Genomic DNA, 12,109 nt, shown 5'->3' with positions numbered 1-12,109 from the left:
GCAGGCGGAACTGAACCTGGCGTCCCTAGCGTGGCCGCCGTGAGGCGTGTTCACGCGCCAGCACGGCATAGCGGTCATCCGGCGCACCCGGTGTGAAGCTGCCGTATTTGCGTTCGACGGCGGTGCGGATCAGGAAGTCGGCAATGGCAGGGTTCTTCGGCAGGAGCGATCCATGGAGGTAGCTGGCCACGATGTTCCGGTAGCGCGCCCCTTCCTGACAGTCCTTGCTGTTATTGCCGATGCCCTTCGGGGTGCTGCCAAGGGGCTGCACCCCGGGGCCGAGCGTCGTTTGTCCGCTGTGGTTTTCGTAACCGAGGATGTCGCCGAACTCGGGAGAAGACACCGTAACGTTCCCGATCAGGCGTTCGTCGGTTCCGTGGGTTTCCACATCCAACACGCCGATACCGGGAATGACCGATCCCGTGCGGGTCTTGAAGAACTTTCCGAAGAGCTGGTACATGCCGCAGATCAGCAGCATGGGCGTACCTGCTTCTGCCAGTTCCTTCAGCGTCGATTCGCGGGAGAGCAGGTCGTCCTGAATGACCAGCTGGCCGCTGTCCTGGCCGCCTCCGCCCACGATCAGGTCGACGCCGGCCGGGAACTCGTCGCCGACGTTGTATTCGAGGAGTTCCGGGGTGTAGCCGTGCCAGCGCAGCCTCTGCTGGATCACCAGCGCGTTGCCCCAGTCGCCGTAGATGTTCATGTCGCGCGGGTACAGCTGCAGGACACGGATGGTTCCCTTGCTCATGAGACCACCTCCACGGTAGTGATTTTGGAGAGCTCGCGGCGGATGGCGAGCATTGCGGTGTAGGTGCAGAAGATGCGTTTGGGTTTCCCTTTCGCGCCTTCGATAAAGGCCGCGAGGGCCGGCGCGATCTCCGGGTTGACGGCACCGACGGCAACGTCGTCGTATTGCAGCCGCAGGGCCATGTCGTAGGCCCGGGAACCGGTCAACTGGTCCACGCCGCCTTCACGCAGAGAATCGAACTCCACATCCCAGAGCCAGGACATGTCGCGGCCATCGGCATAGTTGTCGTTGATCGCCACCATCGTGGCGTAGCCGCCGGCCGGGAAGGACTTCAGGCCCAGGCGGAAACCGCTGGGGTTCTTGACCAGCACCAGGTCCAGGGGCAGTCCGTCGACCACCAGGCTCTCACCCCGGCCGAAGGCCGGTGCTACCTGTGACAGGGCCTTGAGGAGGCCATCATGATCCGTCGGGGTGTCGCCGTTCCCGGCGATGCAGCGGGCAAGTGCAAGCGCGGCCGCCGCGTTGAAGATGTTGTAGACCCCCCGGAGCTTCATCCCGGTGGTGACCGTGGCGCCGTCGTACTCAAAATCGGCGTCGTCCGCCCCCACCCGGCTGAGCACGACGTCGGCGTGCGGCTTTTCGGGCATTGCCGGCACAGGGCTGCCCGGGCCGGCGCGGAGGTCGTCGTCGTTCGGGAAAGTGCTGAGCAGGGAATCGTCGAGCCCGAAGTAGCGGACGTCCGGTCCGTGCAGGGTGTCGGCGATCCGGGCGACGCGGGGATCCTCGCGGTTCAGGACCACCGTTCCGGTGGTTTTTGAAGCGATGTGCTGCAGGAGTTGGGCGGTCTTGTCGATCTCGCCGAAGCGGTCCAACTGGTCGCGGAGGACGTTGAGCAGCAGGCTGTAGCGCGGCGGAACCCTGTTGACGAAGTGGACGGCGTGCGCCTCATCCAGCTCCAGAACCGCGATGTCCGCGTTCAGCCGGCCCCGCCAGTCGACGTCGCCCAGCAAAGCCGCAGCCACACCGCGGGTGAAGTTGCTTCCGGTGCGGTTCGTAAAGACCTTCAGCCCCTGGCTCTCGAGCAGTTCCACCACCATTTTGGTGGTGGTTGTTTTGCCGTTCGTTCCGCTCACGACGGCGACGCCCAACGGGAGCGTGGACAGTGTCCGCTGCATGAATCCGGGGTCGATTTTCTCCACCACAAGGCCGGGGAGGGCGGAGCCTCCGCCCCTGAGCCGGGAGACCCGGCGGACGAGCTTGCCGAGCGGAACGCTGATGTAAAGCATGCTCAGTAATATATCCCAGTCGCAGCATGGAACCGGGCCGGCCGGCCTGTTCCGGCAAGCCTCCGACCGCGGGGGCCACTATGCTGATTGGATGACCAACCCCCCTTCCACGGACTATTCCCGCGCGGGTTCAGGCCTGCGAATCGGTGTCCTGGCCCTTCAGGGCGACTTCCGGGAGCACCTGCGCGCCGCAGAAGCGACCGGCGCCGCCGGCATCGGAATCAGGCGCCCGTCCGAACTTGACGGCATCGACGGCCTGATCATTCCCGGTGGCGAATCCACTGCGATCGACAAACTGGCCAGGGCCTTCGAACTCGCGGATCCGTTGCGTAAGCTCATCGCCGAAGGACTGCCCGTATACGGCTCCTGCGCCGGCATGATCCTGCTCGCCGACGAGATCGCGGACCCCGCCACGGACCTGGCCGGCAATCCACAGCAGACGTTCGGCGGACTGGACATCACCGTCCGACGCAACGCGTTCGGCCGACAGCGGGAATCCTTTGAAACCGACCTCGAATTCAAGGGGCTCGGCTTCAGCGACACCGGTTCGGGTGTCGCGCCGGTACACGCGGTGTTCATCCGCGGCCCCTGGGTGGAGCGCGTAGGCCCGGGCGTGGAGGTCCTGGCACAGGTGGAACCCGCGGATCCGGCGCACGCTTCGCATGCGGCCGCGCTGCAGGGGACGGCTAGAATTGTTGCAGTGCGTTCAGGCCACCTGCTGGCCACCTCCTTCCACCCGGAAGTGACGGGGGAGAAGCGCGTGCATGAACTGTTTATTCGAATGATCAGAGGAGAAGCGTAAAGCATGTCAGGCCACTCCAAATGGGCGACGACCAAGCACAAAAAGGCCATCCTTGATAGCCGCCGGGCAAAATCGTTCGCCAAACTGATCAAGAACATCGAAGTCGCCGCCCGGATGGGCGGCCCGGACCTCGCGGGCAACCCGAGCCTGGAACTGGCCGTCACAAAGGCCAAGAAGACCTCAGTTCCCGCTGACAACATTGACCGCGCCATCAAGCGCGGTGCCGGCCTCACCGGCGAGGTCGTGGACTATACGGAGATCATGTACGAGTGCCGCGGCCCGCAGGGCTCGGCCTTGCTCATCGAGTGCCTCACGGACAACAAGAACCGCGCCGCGTCCGAGGTCCGCCTCGCCATCTCCCGCAACGGCGGCACCATCGCCGATCCCGGCTCCGTCAGCTACCTTTTCTCCCGCAAGGGCGTAGTCACCCTGCCCAAGAACGGCCTCAGCGAGGACGACGTCCTGATGGCTGTCCTGGACGCCGGCGCCGAGGAAGTCAAGGACAACGGCGAAACCTTCGAGATCCACTCTGACCCGAAGGATCTCCAGGCCATCCGCGACGCCCTCAAGGAAGCCGGGATCGAATACGACACCGACGAAGCGGAGTTCGTCCCGTCCATGGAGGTCCCGCTGGACCTCGACGCCGCCAAGAAGTTCATGAAGCTGGTGGACGCACTGGAGGAGCTCGACGACGTGCAGAACGTCTACAGCAATGCCGACCTCAGCGACGAAGTGCAGGCCGCACTGGAAGCCGAGTGATCCCGCAGCCCTGCTGTGAAACTGAGGCCCGGCCTTGACCCTCCGAGTATTGGGAGTCGACCCGGGCCTCACCCGTTGCGGCATCGGCGTCGTGGACGTCGAGAAGAACCGGCGGGCCACCATGGTGGCTGTCGGTGTGGTGGGTACGTCCCCGGATGAGAGCCTGGACCAGAGGCTGCTGCTTATCGCCACGTCCATCGACGACTGGCTGGACCGCTACGAACCCCACGTCCTTGCCGTGGAGCGGGTGTTCTCCCAGCTCAACGTCAGCACGGTTATGGGGGTCGCACAGGCATCCGGTGTGGTGATTGCCGCCGCCGCCCGGCGCGGCATCCCGGTTGCCCTGCATACCCCGTCGGAGGTCAAGGCGGCCGTCACCGGCAGCGGAACGTCCAACAAGGACGCCGTCACGAAACTCGTCACCAAGATCCTCCGTCTGGATGCCCCGCCCCGCCCGGCGGACGCCGCCGATGCGCTGGCACTGGCCATCACGCATGCGTGGCGGGCCGGGAGCGGAGCCGCCATAGCGACCACCGGACCGGGCAGCCAGTCGCTGACCCCGGCCCAGCGCGCGTGGGCCGAGGCGGAAGCCAAGGCGCGCCGTGCACGGTGAATGTCCGGACCCCTTGCTAGGGTATTCGTAGATATGTTCGGATAGCCGGTTTAGCGCCGGCTGCATTTTGCTGTAGACCCAGGAGCCCGGCCTTGATCAGTTTTCTCCGCGGAACCGTAGCGCACGTCGGGTTGTCCTCCGCCGTGATCGACCTCAACGGCGCCGGCATGAGCGTTAACGCCACACCGCAAACCCTCAGCGGGTTGCGCACCGGCGAAGAGGGCAAGCTCTTTACCTCCCTCATCGTGCGTGAGGATTCACTGACGCTGTTCGGGTTCTCCAGCGACGACGAACGCGAGGTCTTCGATGTCCTGCTCAGCGTGAGCGGCGTGGGGCCGCGCCTTGCCCTGGCCGTGCTGGCCGTCCATGATCCCGAGGCAATCCGGGTGGCCGCGCACACCAGGGACGGAAAGGCCTTCACCAAAGTCCCCGGGATCGGACCCAAGGTTGCCGGCAGAATTGTGCTGGAGCTGGCCGGCAAACTCGTGCCGCACGGGACCGGTACAGCGGCGGCTCCGGCAGCATCCGCGCCCGCGCCCTGGAAGCCGCAGGTGGTGGCGGCAATGACGAGTCTTGGCTGGTCCGAAAAGGACGCGGCGTCCAGCATCGACAAAGCACTCTCTGATTCCCCCGAACTCGAAGCCGGCGGCCAGGTGGCCGAAATCCTGCGGGCCACGCTGCGCTGGCTGGGGCAGGACGGCGCGCGTGCCGGTAACAGGGTAGGCAGCCGTGGCTGATTCTTCCCTGGTGGGCGGGGGAGAGGAGCCCGAGGAAAGGGTTATCGAGGCGGCCCTTCGTCCCAAGAACCTGCACGACTTCGTAGGCCAGCACCGTGTTCGCAAGCAATTGTCGCTGGTGCTGGAAGCATCGCGGATGCGCGGACGCAGTGCCGACCACGTCCTGCTCTCCGGCCCGCCCGGCCTCGGCAAGACCACTTTGTCCATGATCATCGCCGCAGAGATGAATGCTCCGCTGCGGATCAGCAGTGGTCCGGCCATCCAGCACGCCGGCGACCTTGCCGCCATCCTTTCCTCGCTGTCGGAGGGGGAGGTCCTGTTCCTGGACGAGATCCACCGGATGTCGCGTCCTGCGGAGGAAATGCTGTACATGGCCATGGAGGATTTCCGTGTGGACATCGTGGTGGGCAAAGGCGCAGGCGCCACGGCAATTCCCCTCGAGCTGCCTCCGTTTACCCTCGTGGGCGCCACCACCCGCGCCGGGCTCCTTCCGGGACCGCTGCGGGACAGGTTCGGGTTCACGGGCCACCTGGAGTTCTACTCCGTGGAGGAGCTGGAGCTCGTCCTGAGGCGTTCGGCCGGGCTGCTGGACCTCAAGGTCAATTCGGCAGGCTTCAGCGAAATCGCGGGCCGTTCCCGGGGCACGCCCCGCATTGCGAACCGCCTGCTCCGTCGAGTCCGCGACTGGGCGCTGGTCCACGGGATCGAGCAAATCGATGCCCGGGCAGCGTCGGCCGCGCTGGACATGTACGAAGTGGACAAAAGGGGCCTGGACCGGCTGGACCGCTCCGTCCTCGAAGCCCTCATCACCAAGTTCGGCGGCGGCCCGGTGGGACTTTCCACGCTGGCTATTGCGGTGGGGGAGGAACCGGAAACGGTGGAAACCGTGGCTGAGCCCTATCTTGTCCGCGAGGGCCTGCTGGGACGGACGCCGCGTGGGCGGATCGCCATGGCTCCCGCCTGGACGCACCTTGGCTACGCGGTTCCGGAAGGGGTGTTCGGCCAGGAGGCGCTGGCGCTTTTTGAGGTGGAAGACCTCGGCGTCGAGCCGGTGGCGGAGTGGCTGCCCAACGGGCAATAGCAGCGTCCGGCTGACTTTCCCTTTAGACTGGTATGACGCTCGGCACGTTCGGGTCTTTGTTTCTGTGGGCGGCTTCGGCCGCCGTTGGCTGGGCATGGTTTTCTGCCGGGTGGGCCGAAACGAAGCCGACGTTGCTGTAAATCAGCTACGCAAGTACAGAACGGAAACTTCCTGTGTTCGGACACATTACTGCCCAGACCCAGCCGCAGGCCGGCGGCGGCATCGACATCATGACCATCCTGCTCTTCGTGATGCTCGGACTCTTCATCTTCATGATGTTCCGCCGCAACAAGAAGACCCAGCAGCAGCAGGCAACGCTGCAGTCCCAGTTCGCGCCCGGCGTTGAGGTCATGACCAGCTTCGGCCTCTTCGGCCGCATTGTCTCCATCGATGAGGCCGAGAACAAGGTTGTGATCGAACTTTCCCCGGGCAACCTGGCCACGGTACACCGCCAGGCGGTGACCAAGATCGTCGAGCCGGTTGCAGCCCCCGCCGAGTCCGCCGTCGTTCCGGACGACGCCTCCTCACTGACGGGCCACGACGCCGACCGCGCCGACGCCGTCAACCGCACCGAGACTGTTAACGAGACGCCGGAAGAATCGCTGAAGCGTCTCAACGACGAAGGCAAGAAAGACAGCTAGTCTGGCGTTTCCGCCAAGTCCCGCTAAGTAGAACTAACGACGGCCGCGGGCTGCCGCCGGTGTGTGAGCCCAGCTCACCCCGGCGGCTCCTCCGTAAACAATAGAAAGATCGACAATGGCACGTACTGGCCCCAAAAACTCAGCACTCAGGGTGCTGGTCTGGCTCGGCGTTATCCTCGCCGTCATGACTGCCGTGCTCGCCGGCGGCTCCATTTCCGGCCAGGCCAGCTGGGCACCAAAGCTTGCACTCGACCTTGAAGGCGGAACCCAGATGATCCTGGCGCCCAAGGTCGAGGGCGGTTCGGACATCAACGAGGATCAGCTCAACCAGGCCGTTGCGATCATTCGCCAGCGCGTCGACGGCTCAGGCGTGGCGGAAGCTGAAATCAGCACGCAGTCCGGCCGCAATGTGGTGGTCAGCCTCCCGGGTACGCCTTCCAAGGAGACCCGCGCCCTCATCCAGGCCTCGGCCGACATGAACTTCCGGCCCGTTCTCCAGGCCGGTCCCGGCGCCGCAGTGCCCGCGGAATCCCAGACGCCCGAGGACAAGCTGCCCAAGCCGACGGCCGCGCCGACCAACAGCAGCGACGTCAACTGGGTCACGGCTGAGGTGTACAAGAAATTCGAGACCCTGGACTGTGACAACCCCTCGCAGGACAAGCAGGAGCGCTCGGACCCCGCCAAGCCGCTGGTGACGTGTGAGCCTGCTACGGCCACTTCCCCGGCCATCAAGTACATCCTGGGTCCGGTGGAAGTAAAGGGCTCGAACATCAAGTCCTCCTCCTTCCAGCTGCAGCAGGGTGCACAGGGTGCTGTCACCAACGAGTGGGCAGTGAACATCCAGTTTGATGAGGCAGGGACCGCCAAGTTCAAGGAAGTCACCGAACGCCTGTACCAGTTCTTCGTGGCTGCCGGCGGCGAGTCCGGCAACGATCCCAAGGCCCAGTTCGCAATCGTCCTCGATGACCAGGTCATCTCCGCCCCGCGTTCCCTCGCCGTGATCACCGACGGCCGCCCCCAGATCACGGGCGGATTCACGGAGGACTCCGCGAAGGCACTCTCCGATCAGCTCCGGTTCGGTGCGCTCCCCATCAGCTTCGACATCCAGAGCGAGCAGCAGATTTCCGCGACCCTGGGCGGAGAGCAGCTCCGGATGGGCCTGCTCGCAGGCGTGATTGGTTTGCTCCTGGTGGTGGTTTACTCGCTCTTCCAGTACCGGGCGCTGGGCTTTGTCACCATTTTCTCCCTCGTGGTAGCCGGAGCGTTGACTTATCTGGCGATTGCCATCCTGGGGTGGACTGAAAACTACCGGCTGTCCCTTGCCGGTGTTGCCGGCCTCATCGTGGCCATCGGCCAGACAGCCGACTCCTTCATCGTCTACTTCGAACGAATCCGTGACGAACTGCGCGAGGGCCGGGGTCTGGTCTCTGCCGTGGAGAACGGCTGGAAGCGCGCCAAGCGCACGGTCCTGGCATCGAAGGCCGTGAACCTGCTGGCGGCACTGGTCCTCTACTTCGTGGCCGTGGGCAACGTGCGCGGATTTGCTTTCACCCTGGGCCTGACGGCCATCGCCGACCTCATCGTCGTCTTCATGTTCACCCACCCGACCCTGCAGCTCCTTGCCCGCACCAAGTTCTTCGGCGAGGGCCACAAGTTCTCCGGCCTTGACCCGAAGCGCCTCGGCGCAGTGCCGCTCTACCGTGGTGCAGGCAGGCTCCGCACGCCGGAAGACAAGCCGGCCGTGGTGCGCGCCAAAAACACCGGAGCAGCCGCCGAAGCGGAGCGCAGGATGACCATCGCAGAACGCCGCCTCGCGGAAAAGCAGGAGCAGCTTGCCGGTTCCTCCAAGAGCACGACCAAGGAGGGCAAGTAAATGACCACGAATTTTGCCACGTTCGGCAATGAGCTCTACACGGGTAAGCGCTCGTACAATTTTGTCAGCGCCAAGAAGATCTGGTTCCTGATTGCGGCCGTCGCCGTGGCGCTTTCCATCCTCCTCCCGGTGGCCAAGGGCGGGTTCAACCTGGGCATCGAGTTCCGGGGCGGTTCGGAATTCACCGTGTCCAACGTGAAGACCACGGATGCGTCCCTCGGTGAGAAGGCCGTCCAGGACGTGGTGGAGGGCAGTATTCCTCGCGTGGCCAACGTTGCCGGCAACACCATGCGGATCCAGACAGACAAGCTCACTGATGAGGAAACCCTCCGCATCAAGGAAGGGCTGACCACCGCTTACGGTGTCACGGACAACGAGGTGACCTCCACGTTCGTTGGCCCCACCTGGGGTGCCGACGTCACCAAGCAGGCACTCCTTGGCCTGGTGATCTTCGTCGTCATCGCGGCGGTCCTGATGGCGCTCTACTTCCGCACCTGGAAGATGTCGCTTTCGGCGCTCGTGGGCATGCTCGTCACCATGTTCGTCACGGCGGGCGTTTACGCACTCAGCGACTTCGAAGTCACGCCGTCCGCCATCATCGGGTTCCTGACGGTGCTCAGCTACTCTCTGTACGACACCGTGGTGGTCTTCGACAAGATCCGTGAGAACACGGCCGACATTGACGCCTCCACCCGCCGAACTTTTGCGGAAGAGGTCAACCTTGCCGTCAACCAGACGCTGGTCCGGTCCATCAACACCATGATGGTTGCCATCCTTCCCGTGGGTGCCATCCTCTTCATCGGCGCCGGCCTCCTGGGCGCAGGCACCCTGCGTGATCTGTCGCTTGCACTTTTCGTCGGCATCCTGATCGGCACAGCGGCGACGATCTTCATCGCGGCCCCGCTGTATGCCTGGCTGCGCCAGGGCGAACCGCAGCTGGTGAAGCAGGCTGAGCGTGTGGAACGCCGCCGGGCCGAGTCCGCTGCCAGGGAATCGGCCGCGAAGGAATCGGCTGCGCCGGAGACTGCAACAACCTAGCTGTCCGTGCCTGAAGGGCCGGGCTCCGTCATCCGTGACGGGGTCCGGCCCTTCGCATCTGCGTTCCGGTTACGGAAGTGCGCTGCCGCGGGAATAGACTGGGATAATTAACGGGTCGTGAGGGGTGCTTCATTGGAAGAACGTTCGACGTCGGCGCCAACGGCCGACGGTGGTGAAGGTCCGGGCCAGGGTCCGCAGACCGGTCTGGTAGCGTCCGGGCGCCCGGACGCAGGCGTGCCGGTTGACAGTTCCGGGTTCCGTCCGACCTTCCCCGGACGCCGCGAACGCACAAGGTCCAGGCTCGCCCGCCTGACCGGCCGCGGCACGGCGACGTATTCACCCATACTCGAACCGTTGCTCCGCACCGTCAGGGCAAACAATCCCAAAGAGGACTTCGACCTCATCCAGCGTGCCTTCGTCGTGGCGGAACAGAGCCACCGGGGGCAGAAGCGCAAGAGCGGCGATCCGTACATCACCCACCCCGTCGCGGTGGCCACCATCCTGGCGGAACTGGGCCTGAGCGGCACGACGCTGGCAGCCGCCCTCCTGCACGACACCGTTGAAGATACGCCGTACACGCTGGCGGACCTCAAGAGGGACTTCGGCCCCGAGGTGGCCATGCTCGTCGACGGCGTCACAAAGCTGGACAAGGTGAGCTTCGGTGAAGCCGCACAGTCCGAAACGGTACGCAAGATGGTCGTGGCGATGGCCAAGGACATCCGGGTGCTCATGATCAAGCTCGCCGACCGGCTGCATAATGCCCGCACCTGGCGCTTCGTATCGGCTGAGTCTTCGGCGCGCAAAGCCCGCGAGACGCTGGAAATTTTCGCGCCGCTGGCACACCGGCTCGGCATGAACACCATCAAGTGGGAACTCGAAGACCTGTCCTTCGCAGCGCTTTACCCGAAGGTGTACGAGGAAATAGTGCGCATGGTGGGGGACCGGACGCCGGAGCGTGAGAAGAGCCTGAGCGTTATCCGGAACCAGATCACCGAAGATCTCCGGACCGCGAAGATCAAGGCCACCATCACGGGCCGGCCCAAGCACTACTACTCGATCTACCAGAAGATGATTGTCCGCGACAAGGACTTCGACGACATCAACGACCTCATGGGCGTCCGGGTCCTGGTGGACTCCGTCCGTGACTGTTACGCAGCCCTTGGCACGCTGCATTCGCGCTGGAACCCGCTCCCGGGGCGGTTCAAGGACTACATCGCGATGCCCAAGTTCAATATGTACCAGTCCCTGCATACCACGGTGATCGGGCCTGGCGGCAAGCCGGTGGAGATCCAGATCCGCACCCATGAGATGCACCGCCGCGCCGAGTACGGTGTCGCGGCGCACTGGAAGTACAAGGACCAGCCGAACAGGACGGCCGCCGGACCCGGAAGCCCCCGTGACGGCGACATGGGGTGGCTGCGATCCCTCGTTGACTGGCAGCAGGAAACGTCCGATCCCGGCGAATTCCTGGACTCCCTGCGGTTCGAAATCAACGCCCGCGAAGTTTTTGTGTTTACGCCGAAGGGCGAGGTCATGGCACTGCCGGCAGGGTCGACCCCCGTGGACTTCGCTTACGCCGTCCATACTGAAGTGGGCCACCGGACCATCGGCGCCAGGGTCAACGGCAAGCTGGTTCCGCTTAACAGTGAACTCAACCATGGCGACTGGGTGGAAATCTTCACCTCCAAGGCTGAAGGCGCCGGCCCCAGCCAGGACTGGCAGCATTTTGTTAAGAGCGCCCGCGCGCGCAACAAGATCAGGCAGTGGTTCAGCAAGGAGCGCCGCGAAGAGGCCATTGACCGCGGCAAGGAACTCCTCACAAAGGCGATGCGCAAGCAGAACCTTCCCCTGCAGCGGCTGATGACCCATGACGCCCTCGCCGAAGTGGCCGAGCACTTCAAGTACGTGGACATCTCCGGGCTCTACGCCGGTGTGGGCGACGGGCACACCTCGGCACAGTCCGTGATGGAACGACTTGTGGAGACCCTTGGCGGCAATGAGGGCCCGGAGGATGACCTGACAGAGGTCAGCATCCCCACGCAGGTCAGCAAAACGAAGTACTCCGACTCCGGCGTGATTGTCCGGGGCGTGGGCGACGTGTGGGTCAAGCTTGCCCGTTGCTGCACGCCGGTACCCCCGGATCCCATCCTGGGGTTCGTGACCAGGGGATCCGGAGTATCGGTTCACCGCACGGACTGCACGAACGTTTCGGACCTGAAAGACCAGCCGGACCGGATCGTAGAGGTGGAATGGGCGCCCACCCAGTCCAGCGTCTTCCTTGTGGAGATCCAGGTGGAGGCGCTAGACCGGAAGTCGCTGCTCTCCGACGTCACCCGCATCCTCTCCGAAAACCACGTCAATATCCTGGCCGCCAGTGTGCACACCTCGACGGACCGGGTGGCCATCTCGAAGTTCGCCTTCGAAATGGGCGATCCCAAGTATCTGAGCCATGTGCTCAGCGCCGTGCGGCGCATCGACGGCGTGTTCGATGTGTACCGCACAACCGGAAACCGCCGGCGCAGCTAACTGCC

General features: G+C 64.4%; 11 protein-coding genes. 9 read left to right on the top strand and 2 right to left on the bottom strand.

Annotated elements, in window-relative coordinates; translation table 11 throughout:
• Positions 1-25: 25 nt before the first annotated feature.
• Positions 26-748 (bottom strand): type 1 glutamine amidotransferase, encoded by a 723-nt coding sequence (locus ACSQ12_RS12000; protein ID WP_436065542.1) that lies wholly within the window; start codon positions 746-748, stop codon positions 26-28.
• Positions 745-2,034, bottom strand: coding sequence for a MurT ligase domain-containing protein (locus ACSQ12_RS11995; RefSeq protein ID WP_436065541.1), 1,290 nt, complete (start codon positions 2,032-2,034; stop codon positions 745-747). Before ACSQ12_RS11995 ends, ACSQ12_RS12000 begins: the two co-directional genes overlap by 4 nt.
• A gap of 91 nt (positions 2,035-2,125) precedes the next feature.
• On the opposite strand from ACSQ12_RS11995, the gene pdxT reads away from it, so the two are divergent.
• The 9 genes from pdxT (at position 2,126) to ACSQ12_RS11950 (ending at position 12,104) form a co-directional block, all read left to right on the top strand.
• Entirely contained in the window at positions 2,126-2,836 is a 711-nt protein-coding gene (pdxT, locus tag ACSQ12_RS11990) for a pyridoxal 5'-phosphate synthase glutaminase subunit PdxT (protein ID WP_436065540.1), read from the top strand.
• A 3-nt stretch (positions 2,837-2,839) separates the two neighbouring features.
• The gene (locus ACSQ12_RS11985; protein ID WP_209744377.1) at positions 2,840-3,595 is read left to right on the top strand and encodes a YebC/PmpR family DNA-binding transcriptional regulator; all 756 of its coding nucleotides are present in this window, start codon (positions 2,840-2,842) and stop codon (positions 3,593-3,595) included.
• Positions 3,596-3,629: 34 nt separating this feature from the next.
• Positions 3,630-4,208, top strand: a complete 579-nt coding sequence (gene ruvC, locus ACSQ12_RS11980) for a crossover junction endodeoxyribonuclease RuvC (protein ID WP_011692147.1) — start codon at positions 3,630-3,632, stop codon at positions 4,206-4,208.
• A 92-nt stretch (positions 4,209-4,300) separates the two neighbouring features.
• Entirely contained in the window at positions 4,301-4,945 is a 645-nt protein-coding gene (ruvA, locus tag ACSQ12_RS11975) for a Holliday junction branch migration protein RuvA (RefSeq protein ID WP_436065539.1), read from the top strand.
• Positions 4,938-6,026 (top strand): Holliday junction branch migration DNA helicase RuvB, encoded by a 1,089-nt coding sequence (gene ruvB, locus ACSQ12_RS11970; RefSeq protein ID WP_209744383.1) that lies wholly within the window; start codon positions 4,938-4,940, stop codon positions 6,024-6,026. Before ruvA ends, ruvB begins: the two co-directional genes overlap by 8 nt.
• Before the next feature lie 230 nt (positions 6,027-6,256).
• On the top strand, positions 6,257-6,667 hold the full coding sequence (gene yajC, locus ACSQ12_RS11965; RefSeq protein WP_436066992.1) for a preprotein translocase subunit YajC: 411 nt from the start codon (positions 6,257-6,259) through the stop codon (positions 6,665-6,667).
• A 115-nt stretch (positions 6,668-6,782) separates the two neighbouring features.
• Positions 6,783-8,540: a protein translocase subunit SecD gene (gene secD / locus ACSQ12_RS11960; RefSeq protein WP_209744385.1), complete on the top strand. Its 1,758-nt coding sequence runs from the start codon at positions 6,783-6,785 to the stop codon at positions 8,538-8,540.
• Positions 8,541-9,578, top strand: coding sequence for a protein translocase subunit SecF (gene secF, locus ACSQ12_RS11955; protein ID WP_209744387.1), 1,038 nt, complete (start codon positions 8,541-8,543; stop codon positions 9,576-9,578).
• A 132-nt stretch (positions 9,579-9,710) separates the two neighbouring features.
• Positions 9,711-12,104, top strand: coding sequence for a RelA/SpoT family protein (locus tag ACSQ12_RS11950; RefSeq protein ID WP_011692141.1), 2,394 nt, complete (start codon positions 9,711-9,713; stop codon positions 12,102-12,104).
• Positions 12,105-12,109: the final 5 nt, after the last annotated feature.

It is taken from the genome of Arthrobacter sp. LjRoot14 (assembly GCF_964253905.1).
Taxonomy (GTDB): Bacteria; Actinomycetota; Actinomycetes; order Actinomycetales; family Micrococcaceae; genus Arthrobacter.
The sequence above is the reverse complement of the archived record's forward strand: the minus strand, read 5'-3'. Positions and strand labels throughout refer to the sequence as shown.

Bases quoted from the DNA above. Each gene is read 5' to 3' on its own strand.
- ACSQ12_RS12000 (WP_436065542.1), bottom strand. From the start codon at position 748: ATGAGCAAGGGAACCATCCGTGTCCTGCAGCTGTACCCGCGCGACATG.
- ACSQ12_RS11995 (WP_436065541.1), bottom strand. From the start codon at position 2,034: ATGCTTTACATCAGCGTTCCGCTCGGCAAGCTCGTCCGCCGGGTCTCC.
- pdxT (WP_436065540.1), top strand. From the start codon at position 2,126: ATGACCAACCCCCCTTCCACGGACTATTCCCGCGCGGGTTCAGGCCTG.
- ACSQ12_RS11985 (WP_209744377.1), top strand. From the start codon at position 2,840: ATGTCAGGCCACTCCAAATGGGCGACGACCAAGCACAAAAAGGCCATC.
- yajC (WP_436066992.1), top strand. From the start codon at position 6,257: ATGACCATCCTGCTCTTCGTGATGCTCGGACTCTTCATCTTCATGATG.
- secD (WP_209744385.1), top strand. From the start codon at position 6,783: ATGGCACGTACTGGCCCCAAAAACTCAGCACTCAGGGTGCTGGTCTGG.
- secF (WP_209744387.1), top strand. From the start codon at position 8,541: ATGACCACGAATTTTGCCACGTTCGGCAATGAGCTCTACACGGGTAAG.